The organism is Neolewinella aquimaris (assembly GCF_014197245.1).
In the GTDB taxonomy this organism is placed as follows: Bacteria; Bacteroidota; Bacteroidia; order Chitinophagales; family Saprospiraceae; genus Neolewinella; species Neolewinella aquimaris.
The window spans coordinates 97,890-120,241 of record NZ_JACIFF010000009.1 but is presented as its reverse complement, the minus strand read 5'-3'; the positions used below and the strand labels follow the sequence as shown (position 1 = coordinate 120,241).

Annotated in this window: 18 protein-coding genes; 7 read left to right on the top strand and 11 right to left on the bottom strand. The window is 59.7% G+C overall.

Features of this window, described 5'->3' with window-relative positions:
* Nucleotides 1–7: 7 nt before the first annotated feature.
* Nucleotides 8–1,381, top strand: coding sequence for an alkaline phosphatase family protein (locus GGR28_RS16305; RefSeq protein WP_183496887.1), 1,374 nt, complete (start codon nt 8–10; stop codon nt 1,379–1,381).
* Here GGR28_RS16305 and GGR28_RS16300 read toward each other — a convergent pair.
* The 5 genes from GGR28_RS16300 to GGR28_RS16280 form a co-directional block, all read right to left on the bottom strand.
* Nucleotides 1,378–2,859: a glycerophosphodiester phosphodiesterase family protein gene (locus GGR28_RS16300; RefSeq protein WP_183496886.1), complete on the bottom strand. Its 1,482-nt coding sequence runs from the start codon at nt 2,857–2,859 to the stop codon at nt 1,378–1,380. The two genes, GGR28_RS16305 and GGR28_RS16300, sit on opposite strands and share 4 nt — an antisense overlap.
* A gap of 78 nt (nt 2,860–2,937) precedes the next feature.
* A complete protein-coding gene (locus tag GGR28_RS16295) occupies nt 2,938–4,536 on the bottom strand; it encodes a RagB/SusD family nutrient uptake outer membrane protein (protein WP_246416795.1) in 1,599 nt (532 codons plus the stop codon).
* A gap of 53 nt (nt 4,537–4,589) precedes the next feature.
* A complete protein-coding gene (locus GGR28_RS16290) occupies nt 4,590–7,553 on the bottom strand; it encodes a SusC/RagA family TonB-linked outer membrane protein (protein ID WP_183496885.1) in 2,964 nt (987 codons plus the stop codon).
* Between the two features lie 249 nt (nt 7,554–7,802).
* Nucleotides 7,803–8,837, bottom strand: a complete 1,035-nt coding sequence (trhO, locus tag GGR28_RS16285) for an oxygen-dependent tRNA uridine(34) hydroxylase TrhO (RefSeq protein WP_183496884.1) — start codon at nt 8,835–8,837, stop codon at nt 7,803–7,805.
* Nucleotides 8,838–8,858: 21 nt separating this feature from the next.
* Entirely contained in the window at nt 8,859–10,358 is a 1,500-nt protein-coding gene (locus tag GGR28_RS16280) for a DUF5691 domain-containing protein (protein WP_183496883.1), read from the bottom strand.
* Nucleotides 10,359–10,480: 122 nt separating this feature from the next.
* On the opposite strand from GGR28_RS16280, the gene GGR28_RS16275 reads away from it, so the two are divergent.
* Nucleotides 10,481–10,927, top strand: a complete 447-nt coding sequence (locus tag GGR28_RS16275) for a hypothetical protein (RefSeq protein WP_183496882.1) — start codon at nt 10,481–10,483, stop codon at nt 10,925–10,927.
* On the opposite strand, the gene GGR28_RS16270 is transcribed toward GGR28_RS16275, so the two are convergent.
* The 6 genes from GGR28_RS16270 to GGR28_RS16245 all read right to left on the bottom strand — a co-directional run bounded on the left by GGR28_RS16270 (nt 10,924) and on the right by GGR28_RS16245 (nt 16,249).
* On the bottom strand, nt 10,924–11,505 hold the full coding sequence (locus GGR28_RS16270) for a hypothetical protein (protein ID WP_183496881.1): 582 nt from the start codon (nt 11,503–11,505) through the stop codon (nt 10,924–10,926). The genes GGR28_RS16275 and GGR28_RS16270 overlap by 4 nt on opposite strands.
* 31 nt (nt 11,506–11,536) lie before the next feature.
* Nucleotides 11,537–12,256: a peptide-methionine (S)-S-oxide reductase MsrA gene (msrA, locus tag GGR28_RS16265; RefSeq protein WP_183496880.1), complete on the bottom strand. Its 720-nt coding sequence runs from the start codon at nt 12,254–12,256 to the stop codon at nt 11,537–11,539.
* A 78-nt stretch (nt 12,257–12,334) separates the two neighbouring features.
* The gene (gene gpmI / locus GGR28_RS16260; protein ID WP_183496879.1) at nt 12,335–13,873 is read right to left on the bottom strand and encodes a 2,3-bisphosphoglycerate-independent phosphoglycerate mutase; all 1,539 of its coding nucleotides are present in this window, start codon (nt 13,871–13,873) and stop codon (nt 12,335–12,337) included.
* A gap of 59 nt (nt 13,874–13,932) precedes the next feature.
* Nucleotides 13,933–14,676, bottom strand: a complete 744-nt coding sequence (locus GGR28_RS16255) for a DUF92 domain-containing protein (RefSeq protein ID WP_183496878.1) — start codon at nt 14,674–14,676, stop codon at nt 13,933–13,935.
* Nucleotides 14,677–14,787: 111 nt separating this feature from the next.
* Nucleotides 14,788–15,474 carry a hypothetical protein gene (locus GGR28_RS16250; protein WP_183496877.1) on the bottom strand — a complete coding sequence of 229 codons (687 nt, stop codon included), beginning with the start codon at nt 15,472–15,474 and terminating at the stop codon, nt 14,788–14,790.
* Nucleotides 15,475–15,622: 148 nt separating this feature from the next.
* Nucleotides 15,623–16,249 (bottom strand): 50S ribosomal protein L25, encoded by a 627-nt coding sequence (locus GGR28_RS16245; RefSeq protein ID WP_183496876.1) that lies wholly within the window; start codon nt 16,247–16,249, stop codon nt 15,623–15,625.
* A 189-nt stretch (nt 16,250–16,438) separates the two neighbouring features.
* Between GGR28_RS16245 and GGR28_RS16240 the strand changes: the two genes are divergently transcribed.
* The 5 genes from GGR28_RS16240 to GGR28_RS16220 all read left to right on the top strand — a co-directional run bounded on the left by GGR28_RS16240 (nt 16,439) and on the right by GGR28_RS16220 (nt 22,310).
* Nucleotides 16,439–16,801, top strand: coding sequence for a c-type cytochrome (locus tag GGR28_RS16240; RefSeq protein WP_183496875.1), 363 nt, complete (start codon nt 16,439–16,441; stop codon nt 16,799–16,801).
* A 2-nt stretch (nt 16,802–16,803) separates the two neighbouring features.
* Nucleotides 16,804–17,901 carry an anhydro-N-acetylmuramic acid kinase gene (locus GGR28_RS16235; RefSeq protein WP_183496874.1) on the top strand — a complete coding sequence of 366 codons (1,098 nt, stop codon included), beginning with the start codon at nt 16,804–16,806 and terminating at the stop codon, nt 17,899–17,901.
* A complete protein-coding gene (locus GGR28_RS16230; protein WP_183496873.1) occupies nt 17,891–18,922 on the top strand; it encodes an NAD-dependent epimerase/dehydratase family protein in 1,032 nt (343 codons plus the stop codon). Before GGR28_RS16235 ends, GGR28_RS16230 begins: the two co-directional genes overlap by 11 nt.
* 99 nt (nt 18,923–19,021) lie before the next feature.
* Nucleotides 19,022–19,828, top strand: coding sequence for a UDP-2,3-diacylglucosamine diphosphatase (locus GGR28_RS16225; protein WP_183496872.1), 807 nt, complete (start codon nt 19,022–19,024; stop codon nt 19,826–19,828).
* Between the two features lie 109 nt (nt 19,829–19,937).
* Nucleotides 19,938–22,310, top strand: coding sequence for an alpha-ketoacid dehydrogenase subunit alpha/beta (locus tag GGR28_RS16220; RefSeq protein ID WP_183496871.1), 2,373 nt, complete (start codon nt 19,938–19,940; stop codon nt 22,308–22,310).
* Nucleotides 22,311–22,352 lie beyond the last annotated feature (42 nt).

Genomic DNA, 22,352 nt, shown 5'->3' with positions numbered 1-22,352 from the left:
TGAGCCCATGCAACAAGTAGCCATCATCGACATCGTAGGCCTGAGCGCCGACCTCATCGGAGAAGACACCCCCTTCCTGAAACAGTGGTCCGCCGGCCGCAAGGTGACCACCGTCGACCCCGCCCTGCCCGCCGTAACCACCACGGCACAGACCAGCTACCTCACCGGCAAATACCCCCGCGACCACGGCATCGTCGCCAACGGCTGGCTCTTCCGCGACGAGCAGGAGATCAAACTGTGGCGTCAGAGCAACCACTTGGTCAAGTCGCCGAAAATCTGGGAGGTTGCCCGCGAGCGCGACCCCTCCTTCACCGTCGCCAATATGTTCTGGTGGTACAATATGTACTCCTCGGTAGACTACTGCGTCACCCCGCGCCCCCAGTATCTGGCCGACGGTCGCAAAATGCCCGACTGCTACAGCTATCCGATGGACCTGCGGGAGCGACTGCAAAAAGAACTCGGCACCTTCCCCCTATTCTCCTTCTGGGGCCCGCGCACCAACATCGTCAGCAGCCGCTGGATCGCCGATGCCGCCATGCGGGTGTACGACTGGCACCAACCCACGATGAACTTGGTCTACCTGCCGCACCTCGACTACAACCTCCAGCGTTACGGACAGGACCACCCCTCCGTCCGCCAGGACCTGCGCGAGATCGACGGAGTAGTTAAAGACCTTATCGAATTCTACGAGGGCAACGGCGTAGAAGTCATGGTACTCTCGGAGTACGGCATCACCAACGTCGACCGCCCCGTCCACATCAACCGCATCCTCCGCGAAGCCGGCCTGATCAGCGTCCGCGAAGAACGGGGTACGGAACTCCTCGATGTCGGTACCTGCCGGGCCGTCGCCATGGCCGACCACCAGATCGCGCACATTTACATCAAAGATCCGGCGGACATCCCCCACGTACGTGCATTGCTCCAACGCGTACCCGGCATTGGACAACTACTCGACGAAGAGGGAAAGAAACTCCATAAAATCGACCACCCCCGCTCCGGAGAACTGGTCGCCGTGGCCGACGACCGCAGCTGGTTTACCTACTATTACTGGCTCGACGATGCCCGCGCCCCGGACTATGCCCGCACGGTAGACATCCACAAAAAACCCGGTTACGACCCGGTAGAGATGTTCCTTGACCCCGAGAAAAAGCTACTCATTCCCCGCATCGCGCTCAAAGTAGCCGGTAAGAAACTCGGCTTCCGTACATTGATGGACGTGGTGCCCCTGAACGCGGATCTGGTAAAGGGCTCCCACGGTTTCCTCGGCGGAAAGGACGGCGACAAGCCGGTATTCATCAGTGCCATGGATACGCCGGACCGGCTCGCCGCACCCGAAGTATTCGACTGGTTGCTGCGGGGTACCTTTCCGGAAAATAGCTAGTCCAGCGCCCGCACCCGATCGGGGTAGTTGGTAATAAAGCCGTCGACCCCGAGATCGCGCAGACGGCGCATATCGGCCTTTTCGTTGACCGTCCAGGCGTTCACAAGCAAGCCGGCGGCGTGTATGGCGTCGACCGATTCCTTGGTCAGTCCGCCGTGGTAGGCATTGATTGCGATTGCTCCGACCTCCTGAGCCACCGCAAGGGCGTCTAGGGGGTTTCCGTGGGGCAGAATGGCAATGTCGATATCGGGGGAAAGCTCCCGCATGCGTTTTAGCTCGTCGTGGCGGAAACTGGAGATCTGAAAATCTTCGATCTTCCAGCCGTGGTTGTCGATGAACTCCCGGATAAGCTCGTAGGTGCCCTCGGCGGTATTGGCGCCCTTTAGCTCGACGTTGATCATCATGCGCTTATCGACCAGCATCAGCACGTCCCGCAGCCGGGGAATCTTGTAAGCGCCGGCCAACATTACCTGGTTGAGATCTTCCAGGGTGTAGTCCTCGATCTTGCCCTCGGTATCGGAGAGTCGCTTGAGGTCGGAATCGTGGTGCACGACGATGGTCCCGTCCTTAAGGCGCCATACGTCCAGCTCCGTCATTTCGGCTCCTAGCTCAATCGCCTTCTGAAAGGCAGGCAGACTGTTCTCTACGGCATGGCCGCTTGCCCCGCGGTGGGCAACGATCAGGGGGCGGGGACACAGGTCCAGTGAAGCCACAACGGCAAAGTGGTCGGAGGGATAGCGCCCGTCTACGGCATCGGTCAGGGTCGCAAACTTCCTTACCCGGATGCCGGGAGAGACCATGATGTAATCAATACGTCGTTCGGCGGGAGTGGCGTGGTCGAAGCCGGTGAAAGTCCCGCTGGGTCCGAGACGAACGGGCGCTGCCGCGTAGGCATCGACGAGCGAATCGGTGAGCGTCTGGATGGCTGCGGTTTCCGGAGTGAGGTTAAGGTCACCGGTGAGCACGACGGGCAGGTTTTGCTGATTCAGGGAATCCATCATCTGCGTGATCAGGCGGGCACTCTCGACCCGGGCTTGCTCGCCGCGGTGGTCGAAGTGGGTGTTGAAGGCCATAAATTCCTGACCGCTCGTCCGATCGCGGAAACGCCCGTAAGTGACGATCCGCGGCAGGGCGGCATCCCAACCGACTGAGGCTACGGCATCCGGGGTGGGGGAGAGCCAGAAGGTCCCTCCCTCCTCCACGCTGAATTTCCGTCGGTCGTAGAAGAGCGCGGAATATTCTCCGGCGTCGCCGCCCTCACGGCCCTCGCCGATCACGGCGTAGGGGGTCAGCTTTTCCTTCAGGTAGGCCAACTGGTCGGGTAGCACTTCCTGGGTGCCGATGATGTCCGGGGCGTGAAACAACACCTGGCTGACGAGAAACTCCCGCCGGTTGGGCCAGGCATTCTCTCCGTCGCTGGCAACATTCAGACGGATGTTGTAGGACATCACCTCCAGGGGCGCTTGCTCTTTATCCATAGTACACGGGACCTGCGCGCCCGCCCAAGTACTTAGCATAATGAGGGCAAGAAGAAATGGATATTGCATAGGGTTGCGTTAGTAGCCTTCGTTCTGTGGATAGTTGGGGCCCAGCAGCTGAATTTCCGCCTCCGGGATGAAGATGTTCTGCTGGATCGGCGTGATGCGTTCGCGGGCGATGCTCTGCAGGTTGTCGTTGCCGGCGTGGTCCATGATGTATTCGACCAGGACGCCCATGCGCTTAAGGGTGAACCAGCGCTGACCCTCGAAGAAAAGTTCGCGGGCGCGCTCGTCGAGGATAACCTCCTGGTTGATCTCATTCACGGGGGCGGCACCGGCGCGGGTACGGATGGCATTGAGGCGCTCCAGTGCCGTATCGGTATTGCCCTGCCGCATGTGGGCTTCGGCGGAGATGAGGTAGGTTTCGGCCAGGCGGTAGACCATGATGTTTTTGATGGTGTTCGCCTCGTTCGGATCTGCGTCCCGCTGCTGGAACTTAAGCACGCCGGGGTTAAGGGTTTTGTAGTACTGGCGGAAGTTGTTGGGGTCCTCGCTATCCCGGTCGTAAATGTCGATCGTGTCTCCGATCTGTACGCCCGGCGGTAGGGTGGCCGGATCGTTATAGCGGTACCGGCTGATCATGTAGGTCCCATCGTCGCGGGTGTCGTTGGGGTCTTCGGCCAGCAAGTCGACCAGGTAGTTGTTGGGTACGAGCAGCGATGCACCGCGGCCACCGTTCTCACTGGACCGTACGACGCCCGGAATCTCCAGGTAGTTAGCGACGAGGTTGAAGTGAATCTGGTTGCGGGTGCCGCCCCCGATGACGCCGTCTTCGAATTGAATGGCGAAGAGGGTTTCGGAGTGGTTCAGGTCGCCGGCGAATACATCACCGGTATTGGAAAGAAGGGAGTAGCTGCCTTCGTTGATGACCGCATCCGACTGGGCAATGGCCTCGGTCCAGTCGCTCTGCCACATGGCTACCTTAGCCTTGAGGTGGCGGGCGGAGGCCTGGGTCCAGCGGCCGAAATCCGGCGTGGTCCATTCTAGATTATTGATCGCGAAATCAAGATCGGCATTGATGAGGGCAAAGATCTCTTCGGGGCTGCTCTTGTCCTGGGGAACGTCGAAGGCATTTTCCGGAGAGGTCGGTTCGGTGGTGATGAAGATGTTGTTGAACATCCGGTAGAGCGTGAAGTAAGCATTGGCGCGCATGGTCCGGGCTTCACCGAGGATCTGGTTCTTGCGGTCCAGATCGCTATCCTCGAAAGCAACGGTCTCGGCCGCGGCAATGATGGCATTGGCCCGGTCGACGACCCGGTAGTAGTTGCGCCAGTAGTGGCTGTAGCCGCCCTGTCCGCCGGTGGTGAGGTCACGGCCCCAGCCCAGGCGGGCGTAAAGCGCGATTTCGCCGGCCCGGCCCAGGGTCAGGTCCGACTTGGCCTGCATGATCAGGGCGCGGTGGTCGTTGTTGCCGGCGCCCGACTCAATGTAGGCGCGGTTGAGGGCGTACAGTCCGACCACGGCGTCCTCCAGGCCCTCGGGCGTACTGTAGAGGTAGTCCACGGACGTTTCGGAGAGGAGCTCGTCTTCGAGGAATTCCTGACACGAGGTAACAAAAAAGAGGAGGGGAAGTAACCAACATGCGGACCTTCCAATATGCATGAATTCTTTTTTCATAAGGCTATTCTTTGGCCCCGACCTGCGGCCGGGTGCTTATTCTTATTGATAGTTTAGAAGCCGACCTTGAGGCCGAACGTATATCCCTTCGCATCCGGAAATGCCCCGGGATTTACTTCCGGACTGTACGATTTGTACTCGGTGTCGGTAAACAGGTTGGTGCCCGTAGCGTACACTTTGATGCTGCCCAGCCCGATCTGGCTCACGGTTGCAGTGGGAATGGTGTAGCCCAGCGTGAGGGTGCGCAAGCGCATGTAGCTGGCGTCCTTAACGGCGAGGGGAAAGAGGTTGGAAGGGGTATTGGGACGGGGACGGGGGAAGTCGTTGCTCGGGTTCTCCGGCGTGTAGTAATTGACCCGGATGCCGTTGCGGGCGCCCTGAAGCGTTCCACCCAGATTGAAATCGGCCAGGTAGGGATTGAGTTTGAGGGCTCCGCTGACGAAGTACAGGTCGGCCAGGAGGTCGAATCCCTTCCAGGCCACCGTGGTGTTAAGCGAACCGTACCAGTCGGGGTTCTCCCGGAATATCTGGAGGTCCAGGTCGGTGATCATGTTGTCGCCGTTCAGGTCGACGACCCGCACGTCGCCGGGAATTGCGTCCGGCTGGGCGGAATTAGCGATGTCGTCGTCGGCCTGGAAGATTCCGTCGAACACCCGCTGGCGGATGTTGTCGATGGGCTCCCCGATGAAGAGGCCCTGGGACACGAAGTCGATGGGCTCTCCGTTCTCGTCTGTCGAGCCGTCGAGGCTGATGATCTCGTTGCGGTTGGTCGACCAGATCGCCCCGACGTTCCACCGGAGATTTTCGTTGCGGATCACGTCGTAGCTAAGGCTGAGTTCCACGCCCCGGTTCTCTACTTCGCCGATGTTGAAGCGGGTGACCGTGAAGCCGGTCGTGCCCGCCAGGGCGCGATCGAGGAGGAAATCGGTCGTACTGGATTTGTAGTATTCCGCCGTACCCAACAGGCGGTTGTTCCAGAAGCCGAAGTCGATGCCGGCATTCAGGGTGGTGGTGGTTTCCCACTTCAGGTTGGGGTTGGGCAGACGGGTGAGGGGAGCAAATCCGCCGGCCGTGACGCCGCCGAAGGTGTAGGGGAGGTCGTCGGCCACACCCAGCGATTGGGACGGATTGATACCTTCGTTGCCCGTAGAGCCGTAGCTGACCCGCAGTTTAAGCTGGGTAACCGCGGCGATGTTGCTCAAAAACGGTTCCTGGTGCATTTTCCAGGCCAGGGCGGCGGCGGGGAAATAGCCCCACTTGTTGTTTTCGGCAAACACGCTCGAGCCGTCGGCCCGCATGGTGAGGGTAAGCAGGTAGCGGTCGTTCAGGTTGTACCGGACCCGCCCGAGGAAGGACACCAGCCGTCGACGGCTTACGTTGCGGCTGTTCTCTCTCACCTCGGTGGCGTTGCCGTTGAAGCCCAGGGCATCGTTGGGGAAGCCGGACTTGGTGATGCTGGTTTCCTCCGTATTGCGCTGGTTGGTGGCCTGTACGAAGAGCAGGTCCAGCTTGTTGTTTTCGTTGATCTCGGGGGAGTAGTTGACGATGTTCTCCAGCAGGTATTCCCGGTAAAAGGTGGTACCTAAGGTTGCCAGTCCCTGGATGTCAGCGTCCCCTTCCGAGTGCAGGGAAGAGCGGTAGATGCCCTGGTCCGCCGCCCGGTTGCGGAAGAAGGAATTGAGTTTGTAGCTCAGGCCGGGGAAGAATTCGTAGTTGCCCACGAAGTTGAGATCGATCAGCGTGGTCTCGGTCTGGTTGTCCGATTCGCGGATGTTCCACAGGGGGTTGACCGTCGTGCTGCCCTCACCGAGGGGGAACTTGGCAAGGTCGCCGTTCTCATCGAAGGGCCGGGCCAGAGGGGAGATGTTGATGAAATTGAGGGAGCTCGACTCATTGTTCTGCTGGCTCTTCTGGAAGTTTACGTTACCCTGCAGCGAAATCCGGTCGGTAACGCGTTGGTCGACGTTCATCCGAATGGCGCCGCGCTTGTAGCCGGAAGTCGGGATCAGGCCGTCCTGATCGAAGTAGTTCAGGCTCGTGTACACCTTGGTGTTTTCGCCGCCGCCCGTTAGGGTCAGTGAGTGGCTCTGGATCACCGCGTCTTCCAGCACGAGGTCTTCCCAGTCTACGTAGTCGCCGTCCCGGAGGGTCTGCAGTTCCTGGGGCTCGAAGATGATCTCGTCGTCCAGGTACATGTCGTTGTTGTCCGTACGCTGGGCTTCGCGGCGGAGCTGGGCGAACTCCTCTCCGTTGTAGAGGTCGAAGTTCTTGGTCAGCTGCTGTATGGTGGCGTAGCCGTGGTAGTTGACCTGTAGTTTGCCTTCCTTACCGCGGCGGGTGGTGATGAGGATCACCCCGTTGGCCGCCCGGGCGCCGTAGATGGCCTGACTGGAAGCGTCCTTCAGGACTTCGATGGAGACGATGTCTTCCGGAGCCACGTCGTTGATGTTATCGTAGGGAACGCCGTCGACGATGATCAGCGGATCGTTTCCGACCAGGGAGACCTTTCCCCGAATCACGATGTTGGAGGTGCCGCCGGGCCGGGGGTCGGCCAAGTTGACCTGTACGCCGGGTGCCCGACCGCGCAGCATTTCCGCGACGTTGGTGGTCGGAATGGCGGTCGCCTCATCTACGTCGACACTGGCAACGGAGCCTACCACGTCGCTTTTTTGTACCGTGCCGTAGCCGACAACGACTACTTCATCGAGCAGGTTCTGGTTGGTGGCCAGGGTGATCGTCATCGGGCCGGGAGTGATGGCTACTTCGCGGGTGACGTAGCCCAGGTAAGAAACGACCAAGGTGTTGGCCGCTTCGGGTACGCTAAGCTGAAAATTGCCCTCTATGTCCGTTACCGTTCCGGTAGTGGTATTCTTAACCTGAACCGTAGCAGCAATCAGGGGGGTATTTTCGGAATCTACAACCTGTCCTAAAACGGTGCGCTGGGCGCTAAGGCTGCCTAGGGATAATAGAAGGACGCACAGACCCATCAGGGGCCTGAGTAAATAACTAAGCTTCATATACAGGTGATTTTGAAAAGACTGTTTTGCACATCGACACATTAGCGATCTAGCCTGCTGCAATGGTTGTCAAGGAAGACAAATTTCCAGCGTGCCTCCTTCAACTGACCGCAACACACAGCACGGCAAGTTGAAATTTTGCGCTAAGTTAAGCTAAAGTTAACTCAGGGTTAAGCGTTTTTAGAAAATTGTACCTTTAAAGACACTGAGTAACAATCACTTATGGTGTAGGTACATTTATGTCGTCACTCAATTCTTGCCGGACCTTAACATTGCCTTCCCGTAACGCTGCCCGTTGAACAGGATGGTGGAGGTCCGTTGCGCCCGCTCTTCTTCCGGGAGGCGATTAAAATCCCTGCATTCCGCTGAGCAGCAATCGTCGTAGGTTGCGGCACACGCTTCGCACTGCACGAAGAGGATGTGGCAGGCGGTATTGGCGCAGTCGAGCTGTCGATCGCTTGGCCGACCGCACTGGTGGCAGCAACTCACCACGTCCTCGGTAATGCGCTCGCCCAGTCGTTCGTCGAACACGAAGTTCTTACCGATGTACTTCGTCACCAGCCCCTCCCGTTCGCACTGGCGCGCGTACTCAATGATGCCGCCGTCGACCATGCTCACCCGCTCGAATCCCCGGTGCAGGTAGTAGGCACTAGCCTTCTCACAGCGGATGCCCCCGGTGCAGTACATCACGATCTCTCGGTCTTTCTTGTCCTCCAGCAGCTCCTCGACCACGGGCAGGATATCGCGAAAGTTGGTCACCTCGGGCCGGATCGCCCCCCGGAAGTAGCCGACCTCGCTCTCGTAGTGGTTGCGCATGTCCACTACCAGGGTATCCTCCCGGTCCAGTAGCTCATTCACTTCCCGGGCACTGAGGTGACGCCCGCGCTTGGTAACGTCGAAGGTGTCGTCGTCGAGTCCGTCGGCTACGATCTTGGGCCGGACCTTAACGATGAGCTTAAGGAAGGATTTTGCCTCGGCCTCGATGGCGATATTCAGGCGGGTACCGTCCAGAAAGGTGACGCTATACAGCACCTCCCGAAAGGCGTCCAGTTTGGAAGCCGGCACCGAAAGCTGTCCGTTGATCCCTTCCGTAGCAATGTAGATCCGACCCAGCACACCTAGTTCCGACCACCGGGCGTAGCATTCGTCACGGAACGCCTGCGGATCGTCGATCCGGGCGTAGCGGTAGAACGAAAGGGTAGTGCGGGGTTCCGTTTCGGCGTCGAGCCGGGCCCGTAACTCCTCCTTCGAGAGCAGGTTGCGTAGTTCGTGATTCCCATTCATAAGCGGCCGCAAAGATACGAATTAGCTCCGGCGGAGCTCCCGCCGGAAGGCCGTGGTTTGCAACATGGCCGTCGCCAGCTTACCAAATGCGTCGTAGCGCTCCGTGGCGGCGTGCAGTTGCTGCCGCAGCCAGGGGAAGATGTCGGGATGCAGCAGCGGCGTCGCCAGTTTCCAGTGCAGTCCCAGATCGCGCTGGGTCGCGTAGTCGAGCTGACGGCTCCGCAGGTCGTCGAGTAACCGGTTTATCATCGCTTTCGAAAGCCGCTCCGACCAGTGGGAACGCCGGCTCAGGGCCAGTAGGCGGGGCATCCCACGCAGCCTTAGGGCATCCGACTGGTCGGTCAGCAATTTACCGTAGAGTCGCTCGAACGTCGCCTCGGGCAGCTGTCGGATAAGTTCTACGGCGAGGTCGGCGGGAAATTTCACCTGATGCTCTCGCAACAGAAAATCTACGAACACTACCTTTTCATCCAGGTCCGGAAAGGCGACAATCGCCCGGCCCACCGCCCGCAACTGCAGTGGCTTCAGCGAGAGCCAGAAGGTAGCCGGTTTCATACTAGTCAGCTTCTCCCACGTTCGCGGCGGCATAATTTCCAGTAGCCACTGGTCTACGGTTTGCGGAGTCTTCACCCCGCCGTAGCGCTCCAGCACTTCACGCGCTTCCTCCGTACTTACTGCCTGCCGGATATCCCCCCGCGGACCGATGATTTCAGTTGCCAGGCGATCAAGATCCTCCATGGTCGACTCCTCTCCCGCAGCCGCCAGCAGTTCGGTCAGCGTACGTCTTACCCCCTTGCGTTTCGGAGCCAGCTGTTCGAGCAACCACGAATGATCGGCCGCCGTCAGGTTTACGCGCATACCCTCCAGCAGTACTTTTTGGTTTCGCGGACTCTGCCCGGACCAAATTTTCGCCAGTGCTTCCCGCGCGGCATTCGCATCCACCGACCGCCACCGCGCCAGTAGGTTGGCCCGTTGCGCGGGTTGGTCCACGATTCTCCAGGCCTTCTGGAAGTCGTAGCCGGGAACCAGGCCTTCCCACTCCGGATTTTGGGCGGCCAGCCATGTGCCCCGCATTCCGCCGGCACGGACGTACTTTTTTGCGCGGTTGAAATCGTCGTTCACCAGGGCGGCGGCGCGCAGGAGCAGTGCGGGTAGAAGGGGCGCAGGGACGTAGGTATCACGCTCAAGCACAAGGTCAACCCCTTCGTCGAGCAGCTCGGAATACGTGCCCCCCAGGATGAGCTGTAGTCCGCGCGCAAGTTTCGCTCCGGGCGCTGTTCGAGACTCCTCGGCTACAGCATCGCTGCCTCCGGTAACCAAGAGTGTCTGTTGCGGTTGCAGTCTCTCTATCCGTTCCCGAATCGCCAGCGCCGCCAGGAGACGTTCGGCTTCGTCGGCCGTGGGGTCGGTTGCACCGAGTTCGTCGATCCAGTCAGAAACTTCTGCGGACAATCCCCGGCGGGCCGTCCCCAGGGTGACGGCGTGCAGTAAGTCGGTGTAGGGGGGAGGGGGCACGGGCACGGTCCGCAAAGTAGTGCGGGCGACCATTCCCTCCTCAACGCGGAAGCAGAAAATTGCGTTAATTCACCATCGCGGCCCACCAAAACACGCTGCCCCGTCTTCTTACCCCCGATCCCGCCGCGATGAGAGCCATCCTTTTTCTGTTTTTTCTTTTCCCGCTATTGCTTACTGCCCAGACCTCCCTCGACGGTCTCTGGGAAGGAACGATGACCGTCGGCGGAATCTATTCCAATGAGGCACTCCCCATGCAACTGTACATCACTACCGAGGGCAGCAAGGTCACGGGACGCAGTTACGTTACCCTTCCCAACGGCAAGGTGCTGAGAATGGACCTGAGCGGGTACTATTACGGCGACCGCTCCCTCTCCCTGGTGGAGGTTTCCTTTACTGGTGATGAGGACAATGCCATCATGCCCGAATTCAACCGCCAGTACCAGATCGTGTACAAGCCCGACATCTGGGACAGCGAATTGCGGGGCTACTGGCAGGAGGTGAGCGACTTTACCTTCAGCAACACCCGCCGCCGCGGCAGAATGCTGCTGCGCAAGCAGAAGAAAGAGCGCGCTTAGTACACCCGCCGGGTGTCGGTCTGCAGCAATCCCTCGATCGCTTCGTGTACCCGCCGGGGCTTCTGGGGCCGCCAGTTCAGGCTGTTCAGGTGCTCACCAAAGCGGATGTATTTGTCCAGCCCCGCATCGTTCATTTCGTCCCGCACGTGGTCGAGTACGTTGAGCATCGCGATCCAGCCCTTAGCATCTACGATTTCCTGGTACCACTCATCGTAATAGTCATCGGCGTCGGAGTGGAAATTAAGTACCCCCTCCATGATCAGGATGTACTGGGTGATGCCCTCCGCCACCAGGTAGTCGATCAGCTCCCGCTTCAGGTGCATCGAATCGTTGTGCAGCGCATCGTTCCATTCGCCGATGAATTCGATGATGGCGTAGTGCTCCTCATAGTCAACGAATAAGACCTTCAGGTAAAGCGTCTCCGCACCGAACTCGTCCCACTGGGGGTGCAGCAGGTAATTATACACCCGGTTCGAATAGCTAAACTCGCTGTACTGCCGTCCAAAAAAGGGAGAGGCGGAATCGTCTTCGGCGCGGTAATTGTCACGCCACTGGAAATGGGGCTCGATATCGTGCATTGCTAGGGAAATTGGTCGGGGTCCGCCCGCTTTACTTCAGGTATTCTGGCTTGAGCAGGTCACGAAACTCCTTCATCACCTTATCCACCTTCGGCTTGCTTACGCCCTGCACGTAGCCCTGATTCGGGTTGTTGGGGTTTTCGTAATAATCCTGGTGGTAGGGTTCGGCGACCCAGAACTTGATGGGATCCTCGATGGTGGTGGCAATGGGCTGGCTGAATTTGCCGCTGTCGTTTAGTGCCGCGATCTTGGCCTCGGCGGCCTGCCGCTGCGCGTCATTGAGCGGGAAAATGGCCGAGCGGTACTGCGGTCCGATGTCTGGTCCCTGACGATTCAACTGGGTGGGGTCGTGGGCAACGAAGAAGATGTCGAGGAGTTTATCGTAAGTAATGACCTCGGGATCATAGTACACCACAATGGCCTCCGCATGGCCACTCGATTTGGTATTACTGTCCTCGTAGGTAGGATTCTCGAGCTCACCGCCGGCATACCCGCTGTATACGTCCGCCACACCCTTGATGCGGGTAAATGAGGCCTCCGTGCACCAGAAGCAACCGCCGGCGAAGTAGGCCTTTTCGGAATCCGGATACTTAGCATCGAGGGCCTCGATACTGATACCGCCCGCAAGCTGCTCGTCGCCGGGCTGGGCGTCGGTTTGCGCGCCGGGAGTGGCATCGGATGTAGTAGTCCGTTGGCTATCGCAAGAAGTCAGGCCACCCATTAGGAATAGCGCAAGGAGAAGGTGTTTCATGGTCGTTTGGTTCGTTATGTTTCTGCAAACACACTCGTCGGACGTTTGGTTATCGAATCCGACTCCCCCTCCCCAAGATTACCGCAGTAAGCTAATTCCCGTCATTTCCCGCGGCTGGGGGATGCCCATTAATTGCAGCAGGGTAGGGGCTACGTCGCCCAATTTCCCACCGGGACGCAGTCTCACGGTATCGGCATTCGGGCCTACGTACACCACCGGTACCGGATTAGTTGTATGCGCAGTATTGACGCTGCCGTCCTCGTTGATCATTACGTCGCTGTTGCCGTGATCGGCCAGTACGATGCAGTGGTAACCAGCTGCTTCGGCGGCAGCGAGTAGTTTTCCCAGGCATTCGTCCACCGCTTCGGCGGCCCGAATGGCGGCATCCCAGTTTCCGGTATGGCCGACCATGTCGGTATTGGCGTAGTTCAGACAGATGAAGTCGGGCGCGCTGGCCTCGATGTCCCGGATGGCGGCATCGGTCACGGCATACACGCTCATTTCCGGCTTCTGGTCGTAGGTTTCTACGTCGCGCGGGGAGTCGATCAGGATGCGGTGCTCACCGGGGAATTGATCCTCCTGTCCCCCGCTGAAAAAGAAGGTGACGTGGGCGTACTTTTCGGTTTCCGCAATCCTAAGCTGGGTTTTTCCGGCCTCGCTGACCACCTGCCCCATGGTTTTCGACAGGTCGTCGGGCGTGAAGAGTACCTCGACGTTGGTGTACTTTTCGTCGTACAGCGTCAGACACAGGTAGCGCAAATCCGGAATCCGGTGCATGTCCTGATCGGGAAAATCTTCCTGCGTCAGGGCCCGGGTGATCTGCCGCGGCCGGTCGGTGCGGAAGTTGAAGCACATGACCACGTCCCCTGGCTCGATCTTGGCTACCGGTTCATCTGCGGCATCGGTCAGGATGAGCGGGTGTAGAAACTCGTCGGTCGTCCCCTTGTCGTACTCGGCCTGAATATCGGCCAGCACGTTCTTGGTCTTCTGGCCGCGACCGTCGACCATGGCGTGGTAGGCTTCCGCAATACGCTCCCAGCGGGTGTCGCGGTCCATGGCGTAAAAGCGCCCGGTAACGGTAGCCAACTTGGTCGGCTGATCCTTAATGTGGTCGAGTAGGGTAGCAATGAATCCCTTTCCCGACGTAGGCGCTACGTCCCGGCCGTCGGTAAAGGCATGCACGTATACCCGCTCGTTGCCGGCCTGCACTGCAATGTCGGTCAGGCGAAGCAGGTGGTTGATGTGACTATGTACCCCCCCGTCGCTGACCAATCCCATCAGGTGAAACGCCTTACCGTTCTCGCGGGCGTAGCGCAGGGCATTCTGCAACTTGGGCAGCTGTTGTAGTTCCCCGTCCCGGATGGCCTTGTTGATGCGGGCAAAACTCTGGTAGACCACCCGACCGGCCCCGAGATTGAGGTGACCGACTTCCGAATTCCCCATCTGCCCTTCCGGCAGACCAACGTCCTCTCCGTAGGTGATCAGCGTGGAGTGCGGCTTATCGCGGTAAATCCGGTCGAAGTTCGGCGTGTACGCCTGTGCCAGGGCATCCGCTTCCGGACGTTGCCCCAGTCCCCAACCATCCAGAATTACGAGTAAGCTTTTAGCGGCGTCCATCACGTTGTCATTTTGCCGCGAAGGTAGAATGTTTTGGCGGGGACGCAGGAGCAAGCCAATTAAAAAGCCAGCAATGCCACCACCACACTCACCGCGATCGCAAGCAGATTCACCAAGTCATTGGTCATCCAGTTGTAACCGCTGCTCAGCCTACTGCCGGCCCGCCGAGTATCGCTCAGCCCCCGCTCGGGGTGATCGTATCTCGCCTGCAGCCCGGCCCCCAGTAAGGAATCTAGGAGCATACCAAAGAAACCAACCGCGGCGATCCTAAGCACCACAGTTGTATCGGCATTGGCAAGCAGTAAAAAAGCCAGCATTGCCACCGACGCAGCACCCGCGGCCCCGCCCAGCGTACCCGCCACGCTCACCCCACCACTCAGCCCCGGCGGCACCCGCCGCAGGCGCAGTATATCGTACGTAGGCTGCCGAAAATACTTGCCAATCTCACTCGCCCATGTATCTGAACTCGCCACCGCCATGGTCACCAACATAAGCTCCTGCGGTCCACCCAGCAGTGCCAGCAGTCCATATATACCCCCATTACACAGCACCTGCACCAAGTCCCGCGGCTGCTTGTCCTTAGCGTCCCCTGCCTCCAATTCAACCGGCAATAACCTCCCGATCAAACCACTACTCAAAAAGAACACAAAAAGCGGCAACAGCCACTCCACCCCGGCACAATAAGCCACCACCACCCCAATCACCACCGCAGCCAGCGCACCCCCCACCGTCAAACTACCCCGCCACCACGTCACCACCCCAAAGGTCACCGCACCCACCCCCAAAATCACCCATCCTACCATACCACCTACCCTACTAAACTACTACCCCCTAAAGTACTACCGTACTACCCCCTAAACTACTACCCTACTAAACTACTACCATACTACCCCCTAAACTACTACCCCCTACTCCTACCCCTTAGCAATCCGCTTCTGCTCCATATTACTATCGTAAATACAGTACGCATCATACTTCGCCCGGTCCGTTTCCGCCCAGATGTCCTTGCCGATGTCGCAGACAACGATGAGCTCGTCGTAGATCAGGTTGCCGAGATCGATACGACTTTCAACGCTGATGTCCCGATCGGCGACCTTATCCTGCTGGATGTTCATAGCAAGTTCGAAGGCCTGACAGGCTTTGGCGAGGCGTTCGAGGTGGCTTTCGTTGAGACCGGTATCGGCCAGAAAATCCCACTGGGCACGGGCCACCCGGATGACCCGCCGGCCGCAGAAGAGCAGCTGCGCGTCGGTCATATCGCCGATCTTCGCCGTGCCGAACTTGCGGTAGCGCCCGGTCCGGTTGCTGTAGGCCATCCGTACGCGCGTCATGACGGAGCGAATAGCATGGCGCAGTTTCTCGGCGGCGTCGTACTTCTTGTCGGTTACCACCATCTGATCGCCAAGCAATTCGTCGTCGTGGGGCATTTCGACGAAGCGCTTACAGCGGTCGTGGAATCCCTTCAGTCGGTGACCGTCGTACTGGTAGCCGTCCTTGAATCGGTCGAGGTCGCGTTTGGCTAGCCGGATGCTGTCCATGGCCATTTGGTAGAGGTCGGCGTCGGGGAAGTTGTACTTCCGGTTGACTTTTTGCTTCTTCATTGGGTGTGGCGGTCAGTAAGTGCCACCAAAAATAGGGTAGCCCATGAAATAAAACAAATTGTGTTTGTAGTCAGCCGGCGAACAAACGGGAAAAGGGCAAACATCCTGATGATGCTTGCCCTTTTCGAACCTACAGTGAGTCGAAACTCTATTCCTCGGCTGCTGCCTTGGGAGCCTTCTTGGCTTCCTTCTCGCTGGCCTTCTTCTCGGCCGTAGCGGCGGAGCGCAGGGCGCGGGGCACTTCTACCGTAGCGATGGGCTGCCCACCGGGGTTCTGAATTTCCACGCCTTCCATGGGATCGAGATCGCGAACGCGGATGCTCTGTCCGAGCTCCAGCTTGCTGATGTCCAGCGTCAGGCTGTCTACGAGGTGCTTGGGCGTGGTTTTGATTTTAATGCGGCGAACCGACTGCTGCAGTTTACCCCCACCGCGAACGCCGGGGCTGGTACCGGTAAATGTTACGGGAACCTCGACCTTGATGGGGCGACCATCCTCGAGGGCGAGGAAGTCAACGTGGCGAAGCTGATCGGTGACCGGATGGAACTGGTATTCCTTGATGATGGCGCGGTGAGACTCGCCGCCGACGTTCACGTCAGCGAGCTTGAACTCGGCGGTGTAGATGAGGTCGCGCAGGTCCAGGGCCTTTACGGTGAAGTGAACGGGGTCGCCCTTGCCATAAAGCACGGCGGGTACCAAGCCTTCACGGCGGGTTTCCTTTGACGACTTCTTGCCGAGGTTCTCACGGATCTCGCCGTTTACAGTTATAGTTTCCATACGTTGATACTTTCGCGCGGTTTCGCTTAGGGCCCGCAAAGATAGGAAGTTATTGCGGGCTGGGAAACCATTGTGGCCAAAAAGTTTCTAGCGCTTCCGAATTGCAACAATGTGGGCGCGGCAGGATTGTATATAGGTGGGCTTACCTTACCTTTCCCGCTACAATTCTCCACAACGTAATTTCAGACCATGAAAAGGCTCTTCCCCCTGATGTTTATCGCCCTGATCGTTCTCGCCTGTGGCGGCGGTGAGGACACCACCCCCACGGAAGCTCCCGGCACGACCCCGCCGGTAGCCAAAGCGCAGGATATCGACGCGAAAAAGATCTGGAAGATCCGCTGTATCGCCTGCCATGGCCTCTACGGCGATATGGGAACCAATGGCGCAGCAAACCTTCAGGAAGCCACCAGCGATCTGGCCTACCGCATCAACATCATCACCAACGGTAGCGAAAACGGCGTCATGACCGCCTTCGGAGAGATACTCAGCGAGGAAGAGATCGAAGCCATGGCGAAGTACACCATGTCCTTCAACAAAGCGCTGGAACAGTAAGCTTGGCTACCACCCGGCATACCGTCCTCGGCATCATGTCGGGGAGTTCGCTCGACGGCATCGACCTGGCCGTCTGCGAATTCTCCCTGTCGTCGGGCGATCCCCGGCCGATCGCGGAGTGGTCGATCACCGCGGCCACCACGGACCCCTACCCACCGGAGTGGAAGGAACGACTACAGTCGTCCGATTCCCTGTCGGGGCGAGAGCTCTGGCGGTTGCACTCAGACCTGGGCCGGTACGTAGGCGATCGCGCCGCCGCATTCCTGAAAAAACATGAGGTGTACCCCTTGCTGGCGGGCTACCACGGCCATACGGTCTTCCACGAGCCCGGCGCGGGATTCAGCGTGCAACTTGGCGACGGTGCCCAACTCGCCGCCAGGGTGGGCCTTCCGGTAGTAACCGAGCTGCGGAGTGCTGACGTGGCCGCCGGAGGACAGGGGGCACCCCTCGCACCGGTCGCCGATCACCACCTGTTTCCCGACCATTCCCTTTTTCTCAACCTCGGGGGCATCGCCAATTTCAGCGTACGCCAGGCCGAAGGCACCTTCACCGCCGGTGACGTAAGCGGTTGCTGCCAGATCCTCGACCGCCTGGCCCAATTGAACGGGGCGCCCTACGACGCCGGCGGTAAACTGGCTCGCTCCGGAACATTTCTGCCCGAACTGGCGGCGAACATCGACGCACTGCCGTACCACGCCCGTCCTTACCCAAAATCACTCAGCAACCAATGGGTCGTAGAAACACTTTGGCCCCTGCTTCGCGATCACCCGACTCCAGTCACCGACCGTCTGGCCACCTTCACCCGCTGGCTGGCCAGCCGCATCGCAAAGGACTTGCGTGAGGTGTCGGGCGGGAACGCGGGAGCAGACCTCCTGATAACCGGCGGGGGAGCGCACAACAAGTACTTGCTGGAGTGCATCCGGGAAGGCGCTCCGGAACTCAACTTTGCACCGACCGAAGATAAAATGACGGCGGATTTTAAGGAAGCCGCCCTGGTCGCCCTCTGCGCCCTCTTCCGCCGCGAAGGGATTTCCAATAGTCTAGCTTCGGCAACCGGTGCCGCTGCGGATACCGTCAACGGCGCGTTGTATGCAGCCTGATCTTTTACTGACCGGGGGCACCGGCTTTATCGGTTACTATTTAGCCCATACCCTGGCTGCGGCCGGTCGACCCTTCATCGCCCTGGTCCGTCCGACTTCCGATGCTTCCACCCTGCGCGAACTGGGGGAGTGGTGCACCCTCGTAGAGGGGGACGTCACCGACCCCAATAGCCTGCTGGATGCACTGAGCGGAATATCGACCGTAATACACGCCGCCGCCTGCGTATCCTACCAGTCGGGCGACGAGGAGAAGATGCTCCACGTCAACGGCGAAGGGACGGCCAACCTGGTCAATATGATGCTGGAAGCCGGCACGGAACGCCTCATCCACCTCAGTTCTGTCGCCGCACTGAACCGCACCAATGGCGGTCAAGTCACCAAGATCACCGACCGCTGGCCCCTGGAGGAGCCGAATACCAGCTACGCCCGCTCAAAGTTCGCCGCCGAACGGGAAGTATGGCGCGGACAGGCTGAAGGGCTCTCCGTCGCCGCCTTATATCCCGCCACCGTCCTGGGTGCGGGCGACTGGAGCGGCAGCAACACCCCCGCCCTCTGGAGACGCGCCAGCAGCGGCAGCCGCATCTACCCCCTCGGCACCACGGGTTTCGTCGACGTCCGGGACGTGGTCCGCGGCATCCTCACCCTCCTCGACCGCCGCATCGACCGCGATCGCCTCCTCCTCTCCGCCGCCAACCACAGCTGGAAGGACATCCTCACCTCGATCGCCCGCAGCATCGACGCACCACCCCCCACCTACGCCATGCCCGGCTGGCAGTCGGCCCTCCTCTGGCCCCTGGAAAGCCTCCGGGCAAAAATCACCGACACCACCCCCCTCATCACCCGCGAAACCCACCGACAACTACAGTCCTCCTTCACCTACGACGGCTCCGATTACCCCACCGTCACCGGCAACCCTTACCTTCCCCTCGACCGCACCATCCGGGAGATCGGCCAGGCCTTCCACCTCAGCAAAACCATGGGCAACCACCTCCCCCCAACCTACCTCCCCCTCCTCCACTAACCCTCAACCCCTCAATCCCTCAATCCCTCCCTCCCCTCAACCCCGCAATCCCTCCCTCCCCTCAATCCCTCCTCCCCCTCAATCCCTCATTCCCCTCCCATGCCCACCTTCTTCGCATCCGACTTCCACCTCGGCGTAGACGCTCGCTGCAGCAGCCGCGAACGCGAGCTACGGATCGTCCGGTGGTTGGATCACTGCGTGGCGGAGCAAGCGGAGGCCATCTACCTCGTAGGCGATTTGTTTGAGTTTTGGTTCGAGTGGAAACGCTCCGTGCCGCGGGGCTACGTGCGGTTTTTGGGCAAGCTGGCCGAGATCACGGATCGGGGCATTCCCATCCACGTCTTCACCGGAAACCACGACATGTGGATGGAAGATTACCTGCCGCAGGAAACCGGGGTCGTCCTGCACCGCGATCCCGTCGTGCACACGATTTACGGGAAGCGCGTGCTGATCGGCCACGGCGACGGACTCGGACCAGGCGACCACGGCTACAAGCGATTAAAAAAGGTGATGAATGCTCCCTGGGCAAAGTGGCTCTACGGACGGCTGCACCCAAATCTGGCCATGCACCTGGCACTCTTCTTCAGCCACCAGAGCCGGGAAAGCCAGGGGCCGGAGGCCGCCTTCCTGGGACCGGAAGGGGAGTGGCTCGTCGCCTACTGCGAACGTAAATTGGCCCAGGATCCCGCACTGGACTATTGCATTTTTGGCCACCGCCACATTCCGATCGACTTTACGCTTTCCAACGGCAGCACCCGCTACCTCAATCTGGGTGAATGGTTGTTCGAGTGCACTTACCTACGTATGGATGCCGAAAGCGCCTCGCTGCTTCGGTGGACTTCCCATGCTCCCGCCCCAATAGCTATCGGGGCCGGCCCGGATGTAGCGGTAAACCGGAAATCGTAAAATATCGTTACCTTCGCAAAGGTCGGATTGCCTGAATACCGGCCAGATTTTGACGTGTTACCCTGACCAAATTATCGGCTCACCACCGTAAATACTAAACCACCTTGCTTTGCCCCTAAAAGATCCTGAGCTTACCACGGCGGACTTCCGGAAAATTCCGGAATCTGACTTCGAGCGCGCCCTGAAGGACTACTACATCTGTCGCGTTAGCAGGGAGTTGAGCAACATCATTCGCAAAGACGTCCTCAGCGGACGTGCAAAATTCGGCGTAAGCGACGACGGCAAAGAACTTTATCAGGTAGCCATGGCCCGGGCCGTACGGGACGGCGACTGGCGGGCCGACTACTACCGCGGCCACACCCTCCTGCTGACCCTCGATATGGCCACGCCGGAGCAGTTGCTGGCCCAGCTCTATTCCGACGAAAACCACGACCCCTTCAGCGGCGGCCGGCAAATGGGCGGCCACTACGCCAACGCAACGATCGACGGCGACGGCAACTGGCTCGATGCCACCCAGCGACTGAACCTCAGCAGCGCCACTTCCCCCACGGCCGGACAAATGGCCCGGGGTTTCGGACTCGCCTACGCCTCCAAGGTCTACCGCCGGGACGAACGACTCCCCGCCCGCCTGCACTCCGATGAAGGCAACGAGATCGCGTGGACGGAAATCGGCGACGCATCCACCTCCGAAGGGATTTTCTGGGAAACGATGAACGCCGCCGGCGTGACCGGAGTACCGATGGTCTGCACCGTTGTAGATGACGGATACGGCATTTCGGTGCCCGTCGACCTGCAGACCACCAAGGGCAGCATCAGCGCCGCCATGGCCGGACTCAAACGCGAAGAAGGGACCAATGGAATCGATATTTACCGGGTCGAGGGATGGGACTATCCCGCCCTGATCGACCTCTTCCCCGAAGTGGCGCGTCAGGTACGGAAGAACCACCGCACGGCCCTGATCCACATCCGCGAACTGACCCAGCCGAACGGCCACAGCACCAGCGGCAGCCACGAACGCTACAAAAGCGCCGAGCGGCTGGCGTGGGAGAAAAAGTGGGACTGCCTAGCCCAATTCCGCCACTACCTGCTGGCAACGGGCATCGCCGAAGCCAGTGAGCTGGACGAGCTAGACAAGAAGGCCAAAAAGGTAGTTGCCGCCGCCCGCAAAAGTGCCTGGGAAAATATCCAGGCGCCGCGCCGCGCCCGCCGGGAAAAACTGCTGTCGCTCCTCCCCACCAACGGGCACCGCTCCTCCGAGCTGGACCGTTTTGCGGAGGAAGTCACCAAAATGGCGGAGCCCCTGCTGTCGAACCTGATCGATGCGGTACGCCACCTGCGCTTTGAGATCGGCGCGGACCAACTGCCCCGGCCCCTCGCCGAATGGCTGCGCGACGCCCGGCGTGAACTGGCCGAGAGTAAGGGAAGCAACCTCCTTAGCAATACGCCCCAGTCGCCCCTCCGTCTTGGCGCGGTGGAGCCCCACTATCCGGAAAAACCTAAATCGGTACCCGGCTACGAGATCCTGCAGCACTTCTTCGCCGCCAAATTCGAGCAGCGCCCGGAGCTCTTCGCCTTCGGGGAAGACGTGGGGGAGATCGGCGATGTCAACCAGGGCTTTGCCGGTCTGCAGGAACGCTTCGGCAAACACCGCGTTTTCGATACCGGCATCCGCGAGTGGACCATCGTAGGCCAGGCAATGGGAATGGCCATGCGCGGCTTACGCCCGATCGCCGAGATCCAGTACCTCGACTACATCTTCTACGCTCTACCGATGCTTACCGACGACGTAGCCACCCTACGCTGGCGCAGCAACGGCATGCAGGCCTGTCCGCTCATCATTCGCACCCGCGGTCACCGCCTGGAGGGAGTGTGGCACAGCGGCTCCTACCTCTCGCCCCTGATCGGAAGCCTGCGCGGAATGCACCTCTGCGTCCCCCGCAACATGGTACAGGCCGCCGGCATGTACAATACCTTGCTGGAAGGCGACGATCCGGCCGTCGTGATCGAAGTCCTCAATGCCTACCGCCTCCGGGAGAACGAACCCGAAAACCTGGCTGAATTCCGCGTACCCCTCGGCGTGCCGGAATTATTACGGCCGGGTACCGACCTCACCATCGTCACCTACGGCGCCTGCGTCCGCGTTTGCCTCGAAGCTGCCGAACGTCTGGCCGCAGGAGGAATCGAGGCCGAAGTGATCGACCTACAGACCCTGCTCCCCTTCGATCTCGAACACCGACTCGTAGGCCACCTCGCCAAGACCAACCGCCTGCTTATCGTCGACGAAGACATGCCGGGCGGCGCCTCCGCCTACATCGAGCGCCAGATCATCGAAGAGCAGAAGGGCTTCAACTTACTCGATGCCCCGGTCCGCACCCTCACCGCGGCCGTCCACCGCCCCGCCTACGCCGACGACGGCAACTACGCCAGCAAACCCCAGGTAATGGACGTCGTCGAAGCCGCCCAGGCCCTGGCAGCTTTCTAAGTCACGTTTGCAGCGGCAGAAAATCCGCGTCAATCCGCGAAA